Origin of the sequence: Pseudomonas sp. Z4-20 (assembly GCF_051131955.1) — a bacterium.
In the GTDB taxonomy this organism is placed as follows: Bacteria; Pseudomonadota; Gammaproteobacteria; order Pseudomonadales; family Pseudomonadaceae; genus Aquipseudomonas; species Aquipseudomonas marvdashtae.
Genome location: NZ_CP071641.1, coordinates 3263047 through 3279183 on the forward strand (window position 1 = coordinate 3263047; position 16137 = coordinate 3279183).

Here is a 16137-nt window from a genome sequence, read left to right on the forward strand (position 1 = left end):
ATGAACCAGGACAATCTGATCGAAGTGCGCGACCTCGCAGTGGAGTTCATCGTCGGTGAGCGCCGCCAGCGCGTGGTGGAGGGCGTCAGCTTCGACATCAAGCGTGGCGAAACCCTCGCCCTGGTAGGCGAAAGTGGCTCGGGCAAATCCGTGACGGCGCATTCGATCCTGCGCTTGCTGCCCTACCCGCTGGCCCACCACCCGACCGGGACCATCCAGTACGCCGGCCAGAATCTGCTGGGCCTGAAGGAAAAAACCATTCGCCATATCCGCGGCAACCGGATCGCGATGATCTTCCAGGAGCCGATGACCTCGCTCAATCCCTTGCACTGCATTGAAAAACAGATCAACGAGGTGCTCGGCATCCACAAGGGCCTGACCGGCAAGGTCGCGACCCGTCGTAGCCTCGAACTGCTGGAACTGGTCGGCATCCCTGAACCGCACAAGCGCCTCAAGGCCCTGCCCCATGAGCTGTCGGGCGGCCAGCGCCAGCGGGTGATGATCGCCATGGCCTTGGCCAATGAGCCGGAGCTGCTGATCGCCGACGAACCGACCACCGCGCTGGATGTCACCGTCCAGCTGAAAATCCTCGAACTGCTCAAGGAGTTGCAGGCGCGCTTGGGCATGTCGTTGCTGCTGATCAGCCACGATTTGAACCTGGTGCGAAGAATTGCGCATCGCGTATGTGTCATGCAGCGCGGTTGCATCGTCGAACAGGCATCGTGCGCGCAGTTGTTCCGCGCGCCGCAACATCCGTACACTCGGGAACTGCTGGCTGCCGAGCCCAGCGGCGAACCGGCGACCAACGTCGTCGGCCCGCCGTTGTTACAGGTCGAGGACCTGAAAGTCTGGTTTCCGATCAAGAAAGGCCTGTTCAAGCGCACGGTGGATTACATCAAGGCCGTGGACGGGATCCGCTTCAGCCTGCCCCAGGGCCAGACCCTGGGCATCGTCGGCGAGAGTGGTTCGGGTAAATCCACGCTGGGGCTGGCGATCTTGCGGTTGATCGGCAGCCAGGGCGGGATTCGCTTCGAAGGCAAGCAGCTCGACAGCCTGACGCAACAACAGGTCCGGCCGTTGCGCCGGGAGATGCAAGTGGTGTTTCAGGACCCGTTCGGCAGCCTGAGCCCGCGGATGTGTGTGAGCCAGATCGTCGGCGAAGGCTTGCGGATCCACAAGATCGGCACCGAAGCCGAACAGGAACAAGCGATAATCGCGGCATTGAAGGAGGTAGGCCTGGACCCGGAAACCCGGAACCGCTACCCCCATGAATTTTCCGGAGGGCAACGGCAGCGTATCGCCATCGCCCGGGCCCTGGTGCTCAAGCCGGCGTTGATTTTGCTGGACGAACCAACGTCGGCCCTGGACCGCACCGTGCAACGCCAAGTGGTGGAGCTGTTGCGGTCGTTGCAAACCAAGTACAACCTGACGTACCTGTTTATCAGCCATGATCTGGCTGTCGTCAAAGCGCTGAGCCACCAGCTGATGGTGGTCAAGCATGGCCAAGTGGTCGAACAAGGTGATGCCCGCAGCATATTCGCCGCGCCGCAGCACCCCTATACACAGCAGTTGCTGGAGGCCGCTTTCCTGGCCCCAACAACTGCCGAATAACCTGAAAGAGGAGCAACACATGGGTTTTCTCGCCGGTAAGCGCGTACTGATCGTCGGTGTCGCCAGCAAGCTGTCCATCGCATCCGGCATCGCCGCCGCCATGCATCGCGAGGGCGCTGAGCTTGCCTTCACTTATCAGAACGACAAACTCAAGGGTCGTGTCGAAGAGTTCGCGCAAGGCTGGGGTTCGAGCCCTGAGCTGTGCTTCCCGTGCGACGTGGCCAGCGATGAAGAAATCGCCAAGGTCTTCGAAGCCCTGAGCAAGAAGTGGGACGGCCTGGACTGCATCGTGCACTCCGTGGGCTTCGCCCCGGGCGACCAGCTCGACGGCGACTTCACCGAAGCCACCACCCGTGAAGGCTTCCGTATTGCCCACGACATCAGCGCCTACAGCTTCGTCGCCCTGGCCAAGGCCGGTCGCGAGATGATGAAAGGCCGCAACGGCAGCCTGCTGACCCTGTCGTACCTGGGCGCCGAGCGCACCATGCCGAACTACAACGTCATGGGCATGGCCAAGGCTTCCCTGGAAGCCGGCGTACGCTACCTGGCCGGGTCCCTGGGCCCGGACGGCACCCGCGTCAACTGCGTATCGGCTGGCCCGATCCGCACCCTCGCCGCGTCCGGCATCAAGAACTTCCGCAAGATGCTGGCCGCCAACGAAGCGCAAACCCCGCTGCGTCGCAACGTCACCATCGACGAAGTCGGCAACGCCGGCGCCTTCCTGTGCTCGGACCTGGCGTCGGGCATCAGCGGTGAAATCATGTACGTGGACGGCGGCTTCAACACCACCGCCATGGGCAACCTCGAAGAGTAATCTTCACGTTGCAACAAAAACGCCGCTTGCCCTGGAAAGGCCAAGCGGCGTTTTTTTGTCTTCCGTGAATCCCTTCTCAGTGCCGTCCCTGCTTCTGCGCATACATCGCCGCATCCGCATCCGCCAACAGACTGTCGATCGATGCGTGCCGCTTGGGGTCGTATTCGATCTGGCCGACGCTGAAGCGAATGTCATAGCCGCGCTGCAAGGTCGCGTTGCGCTCATCCAGGATCTCCCCGAGCCGTGCCATGATCGCCGCGGTCTCGACATGGGAAGCGCCGGTGAGCAAGGCGACGAACTCATCGCCGCCCAGGCGACCGATGACATCGCTTTCGCGAAAGGCGATACGCAGCACGTCGGCAAAGGTTTTCAGGGCGCTGTCACCCTCGGCATGGCCGAAGCGGTCGTTGATCGGCTTGAAGTCAATGAGATCGAAGAACAGCAAGGTGGCCGGACGCGACAGCCGATCACACACACTCAGCGCATGCTGGGCCAGCGTCTTGAAGCCTCGCCGGTTGGACAACAGCGTCATTTCATCCATGCTCGCCATCTGCACGGCAATCATTTCCTGCTCGGCCATGCTTGCCAGGTCGCGCAGCATTTCGCGTTCGTCGTCGTTGAGCTTTCGCGGCTTAGTGTCCAGCAGGCACTTGCTCCCATCCTCCAGCCCCAATGGATGCCCGGCATAGTAGAGAGTACCGGGCCTGTCCGTGACCTGCTTGAGGCGGACGGCTTCATTGTCCGGTTTGCGTGGTCCGAACATCGTGAGCTCCATTGACGAGACTCACTGCAGTCTAGTCCACTGCCGTAGCGAACTCGAACAGCATTTTGCGGCGCAGGCTAATACAATCAGGCACAGCCCATCACACAGGACACGGACGATGAAGCCTGCCCAACATGACGCCGCCCCCCGTTTCTGGCGCGACGCGGCCCTGCCCTTCATCGAGGCGCGGGCCATCGCCGATGGGCGCAAGGTCTGCTATTCGCGTCACTCCCATGATCATTTCTCCATCGGCGCGATCACGGCCGGACGCAGCACCTACTTGCACGAGCAATCGCGGTTCCAGGTGCGCAGCGGGACGGTGGTGCTGATGAACCCAGGCGACGTTCACGCCTGCAATCCGATCGACGATCAGCCTTGGTCCTACCTGATGTTGTATGTCGACACCCATTGGCTGCGGGATTTGCAACGTCGCATTGGCTTCGACCCCTCGCTGGATTTCCAGGCGTTCGACACCACCCACAGCCGTGATGCCGCGCTTTTCTCGGGGCTGTGCAGCCTTTATGAGCGGTTGGTGGATGAACAGTCCGATACCCGCGACAAGCAAGCCGCCGCCGAAGCGTTTTTCACCGACCTGCAGCATCGTCTCAACCCGGCCGGGCGCCCGGACCGGGGCAGCCATCCGGCGCTGATGCGGGCAGCGCAATTTATCCATGATCACTGCACCGAAGCGCTCAAGCTCGAGGACATCTGCGCCTTCGCCCAGCTTTCGCCGTCCTATCTGAGCCGGGCTTTCAAGCGTCACTATGGCATGACGCCCCACGCCTTCCTGATCAACCGCCGAATCCAGTTCGCCCGCCGTCAATTGCGCGAAGGCAAGTTGATCGCCGACGTGGCGCTGGGCAGCGGGTTCGCCGACCAGGCGCATTTCCAGCGGGCCTTCAAGCAACACCTGGCGGCCACGCCCGGCCAATACCGCGGCTGATGCTCCCTCGCCACCACAGCATTCCCGCCACCAGAGCGTGGATGCAAGCTCACGGCAATAGCAGATACACCGCACTGGCGACCAGCAATGCCGCCATCGCCCGGTTGAACAGGCGCATGGTCGCCGGATTGCCCAACCAGGTACGCAAGAAACTCCCGGCATAGGCCCAGCAACCCACCGAGACGTAGCAGATCACCAGGTAGATAGCCGCGAACTGCCAAACCAGAAGCGCCTCGCTGTCAGCCACGAACGCCCCCATTCCTGCCACACAGGCCAACCAGGCCTTAGGATTGAGCCATTGCATCAGCGCGCCGTAGAACATCGTCGGCGCGCGGCCCTCGTCCCGCTCGCCCAGCTCACCATTGTCGATCGCCAGTTTCCAGGCCATGAACAACAGGAACGCTACGCCGGCCAGTTGCACCACCCGGGTCAGGCCCGGCCAGCGCTGTAACACCTCGTGCAACCCGAGGCCCATCAGGACCAACAACAGGACAAACCCGAGGGTAGCGCCGGCCACATGGCGCAACGTGGCCCGAAAGCCATATCGCGCCCCGGAGCTGAGGGCGACAATGTTGACGGGGCCGGGCGTGATGGAGGCGACCAGGGCAAAGGCGGCCATGGAAAAAACAAGGCTCATCGCATACCTACTTCATTTGAGTGGGAAGGCTGCCAGGCTAAAGTACGGTGCCGGACGGGTATTGAAGAAAACTGCCTTGTCTTCGAACCTCATCGCTGTTTTTTTACGCAAATTTTACGCGGCGAACGAGGGACCAAATCGATACTGTGCCACTCTTCGAATCAGGCGTTTCCCATGTCCATTGCGGTACTGCGTCTCGTCGGTTTCATCCTCGGTATTTTCTTGATTACCCTGGCGGTCAGCATGGTGATCCCGCTGTTGACGCTGATCTACTACGACCGCAACGATGACCTGTCGGCGTTCCTCTGGTCGAGCCTGATTACATTCGTCTCTGGGGTTGCGTTGGTTGCCCGAGGCAGACCGGAACAGGCCCAGATGCGCCCCAGGGAAATGTACCTGCTGACCACCGCCAGCTGGGTCGTGGTTTGCGCCTTCGCCGCATTGCCAATGGTGTTCATCCAGCACATCAGCTACACCGATGCGTTTTTCGAAACGATGTCGGGCATCACGACCACCGGCTCGACCATCCTGACTGGCCTGGACACGGCATCCCCCGGCCTGCTGATCTGGCGCTCGATGCTGCACTGGCTCGGCGGGATCGGCTTCATCGGCATGGCGGTGGCGATCCTGCCGCTGCTGCGGGTCGGCGGCATGCGACTGTTCCAGACCGAATCATCGGACTGGTCGGAAAAGGTCACGCCGCGCTCTCACGTCGCGGCCCACTACATCTTGTGGATTTATGTCGGGTTGACGGCCCTCGCGACACTCGCGCTGTGGCTTGCCGGCATGACCCCGTTCGAGGCGATAAACCATGCAATGTCGCTGATTTCCACCGGCGGTTTCTCCACATCCGATGCCTCCCTGGCACATTGGCCTCAACCCTCCATTCATTGGGTATCAGTCGTCGTGATGATGGCAGGATCGCTGCCCTTTACGCTGTATGTCGCGACGCTGCGGGGCAACACGAACGCGTTGCTCAAGGATCAGCAAGTCAGGGGGTTCGTCGGATTCCTGGTCATTACCTGGCTCGTGGTCGGCACGTGGCTGAGCCTGAACAGTGAGCATGGCTGGTGGGACGCGGTCCGCATCGTGGCGGTCAACGTCACCTCCGTCGTCACGACCACCGGCGTGGCGCTGGGCGATTACACCCTGTGGGGCAGCTTCGCCCTGTTGCTGTTCTTTTACTTGACGTTCGTCGGAGGCTGTTCGGGTTCCACTGCCGGAGGACTGAAGATCTTTCGCTTTCAAGTCGCTGGGGCCTTGCTGATGGCCAGTTTGAAACAGCTGATCCACCCCCGGGCGGTGATCCGAAAAAAATACAACAATCATCCCATCGACGAGGAAATCGTTCGCTCCCTGCTGACGTTCTCGTTCTTCTTTACCATCACGATCGGGGCCATCGCCCTGGGCCTGGCGCTGATCGGCCTGGACTGGACGACAGCCTTGACCGGCGCTGCCACCGCTGTGTGCAACGTTGGCCCCGGCTTGGGCAACATCATTGGCCCGGCGGGCAATTTTTCGACGTTGCCGGACGCGGCAAAATGGCTGCTGACCATCGGCATGCTGCTGGGGCGATTGGAGATCCTGACGGTGTCGGTATTGTTCACGCCGGTGTTCTGGAAATATTGACGCTTCGACAAGACATGTTTGGCAGGCGAAAAAAGCCGCGAGACCTTGAAACAGGTATCGCGGCTGATTTTTTAGCGATCAGCGATCGTTCTTGATCGACGAACGGGTCGCGTTGGTCAGGCCCTTGGTGTTGTGGGTGCCGGGGGTAGCCGTGGAAATCGCCGACGCTTTGCTCAAGCCTCGGGTATCGCGATCCTTAGCAATGGACGAGGTCGCGGAAGCCTTGCTGGTTCGGTCCGTTCGAGTGGTACCGGTGTGCTTGCCGCTCAAGCCATGATCGCGAGTGCGAGTACCGCTGTGATCACTCGCCAGTCCCTTGCCGTGACCGCTGGAGTCACTGGACTTGCCATTGGCTTGTCCACCGCCGATGCCACCGCCGACACCACCACCGTGGCCACCGGCATTGCCACCGCCGTTACCGCCACCGTTGCCGCCACCCCCACCATTGCCACCGCCGGCGGCATAGCTCGAACCGATGGGCGACAGGTCGGCGGGCAGCAGGGCCGAGGCACCGAACGCCAGGGCACACACAGCAACGGCAATGAGGGTTTTCTTATGTTTGGACATGATGTCTCCGAAAGACAAAAACAGCGCTTGAACCTTTAAGACTCGAAGGTTCCATTTTTGTTCGCTACCGCCCGACCAACGTGACGTAATAAAAATTCACTGTCGATTTTCCGGTGGAGGCTGCGCCGTCACAATCCTATGCTTGAGCCCATGAACGCACATAGCCCCCTGCTCCCGCCGCACGCCGAAATGGTCCGCGCCATGCTCGAACGAGACACCGCCTACGAAGGGGTGTTTTTCACGGCGGTCAAGACCACCGGTATTTTCTGCCGCCCCAGTTGCACGGCCCGCAAGCCGAAACCGGAGAACGTGGAATTCTTCGCCCATGCCGACGAAGCCATGTCCGCCGGTTACCGCGCCTGCCTGCGCTGCAAGCCGTTGGACGCCGCCGCGATCGCCCCCGACTGGGTCCAGGCGCTGCTCCAGGCCGTGGATGCCCAGCCCGACCTGCGCTGGACCGATGCCCTGCTACAGGAACGAGGCATCGAACCGCTGAAACTGCGCCGCTGGTTCAAGCAGCATTTCGGCATGACCTTCCACGCCTACCTGCGCACCCGGCGCTTGGGCATCGCCCTGGGCGGTATCAAGGAGGGTGCCTCGATTGACAACGCGGCGTTCGATTCCGGCTACGAATCGCTGAGCGGCTTTCGTGACGCTTTCGTCAAGTCCTTCCACATCACGCCGGGCCGCGCCGGCCTCAGCGAGCCCTTGCTGTTCACCCGCCTGACCACGCCGCTGGGGCCCATGCTGGCCATGGCCGAGCGTCGTGGCCTGGTGTTGTTGGAGTTCCTCGACCGCCCGGCCTTGACCAAGGAGCTGGAAGAATTGCGGCATCGCTACGGCTATACGGTCGCGCCGGGGCACAACGCACATCTGCACCAGATCGACCGCGAACTGGCCGACTATTTCGCCGGGAAGCTCACCTGCTTCACCGTCCCGCTGCACATGCCCGGCAGCGCTTTCGCGGCGCGGGTTTGGGCCGAGTTGCAGAAAATCCCCTACGGCGAAACCCGCAGCTACGGTGCCATCGCCGCCGCCCTCGGCAGCCCTGGGGCCAGCCGCGCCGTGGGTTTAGCCAATGGGCAGAACCGACTGGCGATCATCATCCCCTGCCACCGGGTGATCGGTGCGGATGGCTCGTTGACCGGCTACGGTGGAGGTCAGCCGCGCAAGGCGTTTTTGTTGCGGCTGGAGAAAGCCGCGGTGCAGGTTTCGCTGCCGCTGGCGTTTTGATCGATGCCCCGGACAGAGATCTGATGACTGTGCCCTATCACCAAGCGACGGCATTCCTGGCAAGCCTCGACGAAGACTGGCGACGCCATGTCGAGGCGACCGGCCCCTGCCTGCTGCAATCCAAGCCGGCGCGCGACCCGTATGAGGCGCTGGTGCGGGCGATTGCCTATCAGCAGCTGCACGCCAAAGCCGGGGACGCGATCCTTGGTCGGCTTTTGGCGCTATTTCCCCAAGGGAGATTTCCCCGCCCCGAACAAATACTGGCAACCGACGTGACGCAGATGCGCAGCTGCGGCTTTTCCGCCAATAAGATCGCGACCATCCAAGGCATCGCCCAGGCGACGCTGGACGGGATCGTGCCGGATTACGCCACTGCCCTGGCCATGGACGATGAAGCGCTGATCGAACGCCTGGTCACCTTGCGCGGTGTCGGCCGCTGGACCGTGGAGATGCTGCTGATCTACAGCCTGGAGCGGCCCGATATCCTGCCGGCGGATGACTTTGGAGTTCGCGACGGTTACCGGCGGCTCAAGGGTTTGGACGCTCAACCGAATCGCAGGCAGATGATCGACATTAGCCAGGCCTGGAGCCCGTATCGAACGGTCGCGGCGTGGTACTTGTGGCGGGTGCCAACCCGCTGACCGTCTAAGCTGTCCCGGGACATTTGCAATTCGTACCGGAGGCTACCATGCAGCTCGAAGGATCCTGCCACTGCGGCGCCGTAACGTTCAGCCTGGACTGCGTTCACCCCTACCCCTACCAGCGCTGCTACTGCTCGATTTGCCGCAAGACCCAGGGCGGCGGCGGTTATGCGATCAACCTGGGAGGCGACGCGAAAAGCCTGAAGGTGCAAGGTCGCAAGCACATAACGATCTACCATGCGCGCCTCAAGGACGAAGGCGCCAAACGGTCCCACCGCAGCAGCGCCGAGCGGCATTTCTGCTCGCTGTGCGGCTCGGGATTGTGGCTATTCAGCCCGCAATGGCCGGAGTTGATCCATCCTTTTGCCTCGGCCATCGATACACCGCTGCCTGTGCCGCCGGAACACACCCATCTGATGCTCGGTTCCAAGGCGCCGTGGGTAGAAGTCGAGGCGCGCCCGGGCGACCAGCAATTGGAGGTGTATCCAGAGGAATCGATCGCCCAATGGCATGAGCGCCTGGGTTTGACCCGTTAGGCTGGCACGCCGCTGTGGAACCGAAACTCCACGTCCGCCGACTCGATCAACTCGCGCTCGGCGGCACGGACTCGGTCGATGACCTGGGCAATGTCCTTGGCGTCACCGTATTGGTAGGCCAGTTTCAAGTAACCCTGGAAGTGCCTGGCTTCGCTTTTCAGCAGGCCGAAATAGAACTTGCCGAGTTCCTCATCCAGATGCGGCACCAAGGCCTCGAAACGCTCGCAACTGCGGGCTTCGATGAAGGCGCCGACCACCAGCGTGTCCACCAGTTTCACCGGCTCGTGGCTGCGCACCACCTTGCGCAAACCCGAGGCATAGCGTCCGGCGGAGAGCTGGCGCAGCGCGACCTTGCGCTTTTTCATCAGGCGCATGACTTGCTCGTGATGCACCAGTTCTTCCCGGGCCAGGCGCGACATCATGTTGATCAGGTCGACATGGGAATGGTACTTGGCTATCAGGCTCAGGGCGGTGCTGGCGGCCTTGAACTCGCAGTTCTTGTGGTCGATCAGCAACGTTTCCTGGTCGGCCAGCGCGGCCTGGACCCAGGCATCGGGGGTGCGGCAGCCGAGGAATTCGTGGATTTCAGGAAGGATCATGGGGCTCACGGCAAGAAGGTAGTCGAGCGAAGGGCGCCGATTATACCGGCCTGCCCCCAGACCACCAGCCACCGCTGTTGATATGCATCAAGTCGACGGGCCGTCCATAGCAACTATAGTTGAGCGACGCAGTGCCTTTTTATTGCTGGAGACGCCGATCATGCAAGCCATTCGCAGCATCCTGGTGGTCATCGAACCTGAACATTCGGAAAGCCTGGCACTTAAGCGCGCCAAACTGATCGCCGGTGTGACCCAGGCGCACCTGCACCTGCTGGTGTGCGACAAACGGCACGATCACGCCGGCATGCTCGGCGTGTTGAAGGCGGCCTTGGTGGCGGACGGCTACAGCGTGACCACCGAGCAGGCCTGGAACGAGAGTCTCTACGAAACCATCATCGATGTGCAGCAGGCCGAAGGTTGTGGCTTGGTCATCAAGCAGCATTTCCCTGACAGCCCCTTGAAAAAAGCCCTGCTGACCCCGGCCGACTGGAAACTGCTGCGCCATTGCCCAACCCCGGTGCTGCTGGTCAAGACTACGGGCTCCTGGAAGGACAGGGTCATCCTGGCCGCCGTCGACGTGGGCAATGCCGATGACGAGCATCGCCACCTGCACTCGACGATCATCGACCATGGCTATGACATCGCCCTCCTCGCCAAGGCGCACCTGCATGTCATCAGCGCCCACCCGTCGCCGATGCTCTCGTCCGCCGACCCGACCTTCCAGCTCAAGCAAACCATCGCGGCCCGCTACCGTGAGCAATGCCGGGCGTTCCAGGCCGAATTCGATATCGATGACCAACACCTGCATATCATGGAAGGCCCGGCGGACGTGCTGATCCCCTTCATGGCCCACAAGCTCCAGGCGGCGGTCACGGTGATCGGCACCGTGGCCCGCTCGGGTTTGTCAGGGGTGCTGATCGGCAACACCGCCGAAGCCGTGCTCGATACCCTGGAAAGCGATGTGCTGGTGCTCAAGCCGCAGGAAGTCGAGGATCACCTGGTGGAGCTGGCGGTCAAGGAATGAGGCGCGGACGATAAGGCTGTTGTGGCGAGGGAGCTTGCTCCCGCTCGGCTGCGCAGCAGACGCCTGGATTTTCCAGGTTTAGCAATTATCAGGATCAAGAGCGAGGGTCGCTTCGCAACCCAGCGGGAGCAAGCTCCCTCGCCACAAGAGCTACCTGGTCCAAAAACTAAAAGTAACTTGCCACATATGAAGGCCTGTCAGCCGCCGATCGCATCCTTCAGGAACCCCGGCGCGATATAGCGCTGGTAATGGGCTTCGGACAGCAGGAAAAATTCCCGATCAATGGCATCGCGCAGGTCCGGCAGCTCCCAATCGCGAAATTCCGGCATCAGCACCATGCCGTACGCCTCCAGGTTGTTGATCACCCGCGCGCCCCGGGCGATCAACTGATAGGCCCAGCAATATTCCGACTGGTGGGGCACGAAGCGGATCTTGCGCGATTCCAGTTGCTGGCGCAGCAGGCCCGGGTCGAACACCTCCAGCTTGGCCACCATCACCTGCACCAACAGCTGCTCCAGCCGCATCCACACCGCGCGCTTTTGCTCCTCGTTGTAGCCGTTCCAGTGAATCACTTCGTGGTGGAACCGCTTGCAACCACGGCAGACCAAGTCACCGTAGACAGTGGAACAGAGGCCGACGCAGGGGGTCTTGATGAGCTGGTTGGGCATAGGTAACGCACACGCAAAAAAACAGGACAGGCCGGCATGTTAGCCCTTTGTCTAAGATTGATCACCCCTTCAAACTTCATGGCCAACTTACCTTTAATATTTTTTTCACGTAGAATCAGCCAGCCTTTTAAGGCGCCAATGTCCGTTAGAAGCTGTTTTCAAAGCGTCACGAGCACAGTCGTTCCTTCAGAGCGGTGTTGGCGAAGGGTCTTTCCAGCGGGGAAAGCCCAACGCCAACCCTCATCAGCTCCCGTTCTGCAGGCGTAAAACTTTGAAAGCAGCTTCTGTGAGGAACTCCGGCAACTCTGGCGTGGAGGCCCAAAAGGCCCCCTGACGCGCATGAGTGCCGTGAGTTTCTGGATGAGCGTCCCGGACACCCATTTGGGACCACTGATGAGGGTAATAACTGTGCTTGAAGCCTACCGCAAACATATCGAAGAGCGCGCAGCACTGGGTATCGTTCCCCAGCCGCTTAACGCCGAACAAACCGCAGGCCTGGTCGAGCTGCTGAAGAATCCCCCGGCTGGCGAAGAAGCTTTCCTCGTTGACCTGATCACCAATCGCGTTCCGCCTGGCGTTGACGAAGCCGCCTACGTCAAGGCCGGTTTCCTCTCCGCACTGGCCAAGGGCGAAGCCCAGTCCCCTCTGATTGACAAGAAGCGCGCGGTCGAACTGCTCGGCACCATGCAGGGCGGCTACAACATCGTCACCCTGGTCGAGCTGCTGGACAACGCCGAGCTGGCGCCGGTCGCTGCCAAGGAACTCAAGCACACCCTGCTGATGTTCGATGCGTTCCACGACGTCGCGGAAAAAGCCAAGAACGGCAACGTTCACGCCAAGGCCGTGCTGCAATCCTGGGCCGATGGCGAGTGGTTCAAGAATCGCCCGGTGCTGGCCGACAAGATCAGCCTGCGCGTGTTCAAGGTGACTGGCGAAACCAACACCGACGACCTGTCCCCTGCCCCGGATGCCTGGTCCCGCCCGGACATCCCGCTGCACGCCCTGGCCATGCTGAAAATGGCCCGTGACGGCATCGTCCCGGACGAGCAAGGCAAGACCGGCCCGATGAAGCAGATCGAAGAGATGCGTGGCCAAGGCTTCCCGATTGCCTACGTCGGTGACGTGGTCGGTACCGGTTCGTCGCGTAAATCGGCGACCAACTCGGTGCTCTGGTTCTTTGGCGATGACGTTCCGTACGTCCCGAACAAGCGTGCCGGCGGTTTCTGCTTCGGCAGCAAGATCGCGCCGATTTTCTACAACACCATGGAAGACGCCGGCGCCCTGCCGATCGAATTCGATGTGTCCAACATGCACATGGGCGACGTGATCGACCTGTACCCGCATGCTGGCAAAGTCTGCAAGCACGGTACCGATGAAGTCCTGACCACCTTCGAAATGAAGACCCCGGTCCTGTTGGACGAAGTCCGCGCTGGCGGCCGTATCCCGCTGATCATTGGCCGTGGCCTGACCGAAAAAGCACGCACCGAGCTGGGCCTGCCACCGTCGGACCTGTTCAAGAAGCCTGAAGCACCGGCCGAAAGCACCAAGGGCTTCACCCTGGCGCAGAAGATGGTCGGCAAGGCTTGCGGCGTGACCGGCGTTCGCCCGGGCACCTACTGCGAACCGAAGATGACCACCGTCGGTTCCCAGGACACCACTGGCCCGATGACCCGTGACGAACTCAAGGACCTGGCGTGCCTGGGCTTCTCGACCGATCTGGTGATGCAGTCCTTCTGCCACACCGCGGCTTATCCGAAGCCGATCGACGTGACCACCCACCACACCCTGCCTGACTTCATCATGACCCGCGGCGGCGTGTCCCTGCGTCCTGGCGACGGCATCATCCACAGCTGGCTGAACCGCATGCTGCTGCCGGACACCGTCGGCACCGGTGGCGACTCCCACACCCGTTTCCCGATTGGCATTTCGTTCCCGGCCGGTTCCGGCCTGGTGGCCTTCGCCGCCGCCACCGGCGTCATGCCGCTGGACATGCCCGAGTCGATCCTGGTTCGTTTCAAGGGCAAGCTGCAACCGGGCGTCACCCTGCGTGACCTGGTCCATGCCATCCCTTACTACGCCATCCAGAAAGGCCTGCTGACCGTCGAGAAGAAAGGCAAGAAAAACGCCTTCTCCGGCCGCATCCTGGAAATCGAAGGCCTGGAGACCCTGACCGTCGAACAAGCCTTCGAGCTGTCCGACGCCTCGGCAGAGCGTTCGGCCGCCGGTTGCACCATCAAGCTGTCCAAGGAATCGATTGCCGAGTACCTGCAGTCGAACATCACCCTGCTGCGCTGGATGATCGGCGAAGGCTACGGCGATCCTCGCACCCTGGAACGTCGTGCCCAGGCGATGGAAGCCTGGCTGGCCAACCCCGAGCTGCTGGAAGCCGACAAGGACGCCGAATACGCCGAGATCATCGAGATCGACCTGGCCGACGTCAAGGAGCCTGTGCTCTGCGCGCCGAACGATCCGGACGACGCCCGTCTGCTGTCCAGCGTTGCTGGCGAGAAGATCGACGAGGTGTTCATCGGTTCGTGCATGACCAACATCGGTCACTTCCGCGCGGCCGGTAAACTGCTGGAGCAGGTCAAGGGTCAGCTGCCAACCCGTCTGTGGCTGTCGCCGCCGACCAAGATGGACGCTCACCAGCTCACCGAAGAAGGCTACTACGGCATCTACGGCAAGGCCGGCGCACGCATGGAAATGCCAGGCTGCTCGCTGTGCATGGGTAACCAGGCGCGCGTTGAACCGAACTCCACCGTGGTATCGACGTCGACCCGTAACTTCCCGAACCGTCTGGGCGACGGCGCGAATGTCTACCTGGCTTCGGCCGAGCTGGCATCGGTGGCGTCCATCCTGGGTCGCCTGCCGACCGTCGAGGAGTACATGGAATACGCCGGCAAGATCGACAGCATGGCAGCGGACGTGTACCGCTACCTGAGCTTCGACCAGATCGCCGAGTTCCGTGAAGCGGCTGCCAATGCCAACATCCCGGTCGTTCAAGCCTAACGCTTAGACGCCCGACAAAAAACGCCGCCCTTCTCGCGAGGGGCGGCGTTTTTTTATGCCTGTCCACAGAGCGACTGGTCAGGCCGTCAGCGAATAGACCAGCGCAGTAATCGCCACCAACCCCACCAGCACCACAAAGACACTCGACGCCTGGCCGCGATAGCGGGCCATGGCCGGGACTTTGCGGATGGCGTACATCGGCATCAGGAACAGGATCGCCGCAATGACGGGACCGCCGAGGGTTTCGATCATGCCGAGGATGCTCGGGTTGAGCGTGGCGACGATCCAGCACACCAGCAGCATGAAGGCCGCAGTCAGGCGATCGAGGGTCTTGGCGGCTGGACGGCGTCCGCTCTTGACGATCAGGCCCTTGAGGCCTTCGCTGGCGCCGATGTAATGGCCGAGGAATGACTTGGAGATCGCCACGAACGCAATCAATGGCGCTGCGAACGCAATGGTCGGATTGCTGAAATGGTTGGCCAGGTACGACAGGATCGACAGGTTCTGCGCCTTGGCCTCGGCCAACTGCGCCGGGGACAGGGTCAACACGCAACTGAACACGAAGAACAGCACCATCACCACCATCAACAGATGGGCACGGGACAGGATCTGCGCGCTGCGCTCTTCAGCGCGGGGACCGTAGCGACGCTTCTGATCCACCGCAAACGCCGAGATGATGGGCGAGTGGTTGAACGAGAACACCATCACCGGAATCGCCAGCCACAGGGTATGCAGCAGCGCCGAAGGCTGCGGCAACGTGGAGGCCGTGGTCAGGATGCCGCCGTTCCAATGCGGAACCAGGAACACCGCCAGGAACAGCAGCGCCACGATGAAGGGATAGACCATCAGGCTCATGGCTTTGACGATCGCCTGCTCGCCGCAGCGCACCACCGCCAGCAGGCCCAGGATCAGCATCAGCGATAGCACGGCGCGAGGTGGCGGCTGCACGTGCAGTTGATGCTCCAGGAAGCTGCCCACCGTATTGGTCAGCGCCACGCTGTAGATCAGCAGGATCGGAAAAATCGCAAAAAAATAGAGCAAGGTGATCAGCGCACCGGCCTTGATGCCGAAATGCTCCTCCACCACCTTGGTGATGTCCGCGCCTTCACGGCCGGACAACACGAAGCGGGTCAGGCCACGGTGCGCGTAAAAGGTCATGGGAAACGCCAGCAAGGCGAGGATCACTAGCGGCCAGAAACCGCCGAGGCCGGCATTGATCGGCAAGAACAGCGTGCCGGCACCAATGGCGGTCCCAAACAGGCCCAGCATCCAAGTCGTATCGTGGCGACTCCATTGGCTGATGGTGGCAGGGGCTGTCGTTTCAACGCGCTCTTGGACGCTATTGGCCTGATCATTCATCCGGTCGGATCTCCGCATTCCGGTCACATGCACCCGGCCGGGACGAGTCGGAAAAACCCGACAGGCAGCGCCCTGGCCGAAACAGGGGCGCGATTGTCCTGGAT

14 protein-coding genes and 1 pseudogene are annotated in these 16137 nt (G+C 61.6%); 9 read left to right on the top strand and 6 right to left on the bottom strand.

Features of this window, described 5'->3' with window-relative positions; all coding sequences use genetic code 11:
- On the top strand, nucleotides 1-1611 hold the full coding sequence (locus J3P82_RS14700; protein WP_434557490.1) for an ABC transporter ATP-binding protein: 1611 nt from the start codon (nucleotides 1-3) through the stop codon (nucleotides 1609-1611).
- 19 nt (nucleotides 1612-1630) lie between these two features.
- Nucleotides 1631-2425: an enoyl-ACP reductase FabI gene (fabI, locus tag J3P82_RS14705; RefSeq protein ID WP_150802880.1), complete on the top strand. Its 795-nt coding sequence runs from the start codon at nucleotides 1631-1633 to the stop codon at nucleotides 2423-2425.
- A 76-nt stretch (nucleotides 2426-2501) separates the two neighbouring features.
- Here the strand turns inward: fabI and J3P82_RS14710 are convergent.
- Nucleotides 2502-3119, bottom strand: a pseudogene (locus J3P82_RS14710) (GGDEF domain-containing protein); the annotation flags it as partial.
- Nucleotides 3120-3306: 187 nt separating this feature from the next.
- Between J3P82_RS14710 and J3P82_RS14715 the strand changes: the two are divergent.
- Nucleotides 3307-4131, top strand: coding sequence for an AraC family transcriptional regulator (locus J3P82_RS14715; protein ID WP_434557491.1), 825 nt, complete (start codon nucleotides 3307-3309; stop codon nucleotides 4129-4131).
- 49 nt (nucleotides 4132-4180) lie between these two features.
- Here J3P82_RS14715 and J3P82_RS14720 read toward each other — a convergent pair whose 3' ends face one another.
- On the bottom strand, nucleotides 4181-4768 hold the full coding sequence (locus J3P82_RS14720; protein WP_434557492.1) for a LysE family translocator: 588 nt from the start codon (nucleotides 4766-4768) through the stop codon (nucleotides 4181-4183).
- A gap of 174 nt (nucleotides 4769-4942) precedes the next feature.
- Between J3P82_RS14720 and J3P82_RS14725 the strand changes: the two genes are divergently transcribed.
- Nucleotides 4943-6397 carry a TrkH family potassium uptake protein gene (locus J3P82_RS14725; RefSeq protein ID WP_434557493.1) on the top strand — a complete coding sequence of 485 codons (1455 nt, stop codon included), beginning with the start codon at nucleotides 4943-4945 and terminating at the stop codon, nucleotides 6395-6397.
- Nucleotides 6398-6475: 78 nt separating this feature from the next.
- Here J3P82_RS14725 and J3P82_RS14730 read toward each other — a convergent pair whose 3' ends face one another.
- Complete coding sequence (locus J3P82_RS14730) at nucleotides 6476-6964, bottom strand: hypothetical protein (protein ID WP_434557494.1); 489 nt, start codon at nucleotides 6962-6964, stop codon at nucleotides 6476-6478.
- A gap of 150 nt (nucleotides 6965-7114) precedes the next feature.
- Here J3P82_RS14730 and J3P82_RS14735 point away from each other — a divergent pair, with 150 nt between their 5' ends.
- From J3P82_RS14735 to J3P82_RS14745, 3 genes are read left to right on the top strand one after another with little or no spacing between them, the layout of a single operon-like run.
- Entirely contained in the window at nucleotides 7115-8197 is a 1083-nt protein-coding gene (locus J3P82_RS14735; protein ID WP_434557495.1) for a bifunctional transcriptional activator/DNA repair enzyme AdaA, read from the top strand.
- A gap of 23 nt (nucleotides 8198-8220) precedes the next feature.
- Entirely contained in the window at nucleotides 8221-8838 is a 618-nt protein-coding gene (locus J3P82_RS14740; protein WP_434557496.1) for a DNA-3-methyladenine glycosylase family protein, read from the top strand.
- A 47-nt stretch (nucleotides 8839-8885) separates the two neighbouring features.
- Nucleotides 8886-9374, top strand: a complete 489-nt coding sequence (locus J3P82_RS14745) for a GFA family protein (RefSeq protein ID WP_434557497.1) — start codon at nucleotides 8886-8888, stop codon at nucleotides 9372-9374.
- On the opposite strand, the gene J3P82_RS14750 is transcribed toward J3P82_RS14745, so the two are convergent.
- On the bottom strand, nucleotides 9371-9973 hold the full coding sequence (locus J3P82_RS14750; RefSeq protein WP_434557498.1) for a tRNA-(ms[2]io[6]A)-hydroxylase: 603 nt from the start codon (nucleotides 9971-9973) through the stop codon (nucleotides 9371-9373). The two genes, J3P82_RS14745 and J3P82_RS14750, sit on opposite strands and share 4 nt — an antisense overlap.
- Nucleotides 9974-10133: 160 nt before the next feature.
- Here J3P82_RS14750 and J3P82_RS14755 point away from each other — a divergent pair, with 160 nt between their 5' ends.
- Nucleotides 10134-10997, top strand: a complete 864-nt coding sequence (locus J3P82_RS14755; protein WP_434557499.1) for a universal stress protein — start codon at nucleotides 10134-10136, stop codon at nucleotides 10995-10997.
- A gap of 197 nt (nucleotides 10998-11194) precedes the next feature.
- On the opposite strand, the gene J3P82_RS14760 is transcribed toward J3P82_RS14755, so the two are convergent.
- Complete coding sequence (locus J3P82_RS14760) at nucleotides 11195-11665, bottom strand: DUF1289 domain-containing protein (protein ID WP_434557500.1); 471 nt, start codon at nucleotides 11663-11665, stop codon at nucleotides 11195-11197.
- 408 nt (nucleotides 11666-12073) lie between these two features.
- On the opposite strand from J3P82_RS14760, the gene acnB reads away from it, so the two are divergent.
- Nucleotides 12074-14674, top strand: coding sequence for a bifunctional aconitate hydratase 2/2-methylisocitrate dehydratase (gene acnB / locus J3P82_RS14765; RefSeq protein ID WP_434563839.1), 2601 nt, complete (start codon nucleotides 12074-12076; stop codon nucleotides 14672-14674).
- A gap of 78 nt (nucleotides 14675-14752) precedes the next feature.
- Here acnB and J3P82_RS14770 read toward each other — a convergent pair whose 3' ends face one another.
- Nucleotides 14753-16033: a serine/threonine transporter gene (locus J3P82_RS14770; RefSeq protein ID WP_434557501.1), complete on the bottom strand. Its 1281-nt coding sequence runs from the start codon at nucleotides 16031-16033 to the stop codon at nucleotides 14753-14755.
- Nucleotides 16034-16137 lie beyond the last annotated feature (104 nt).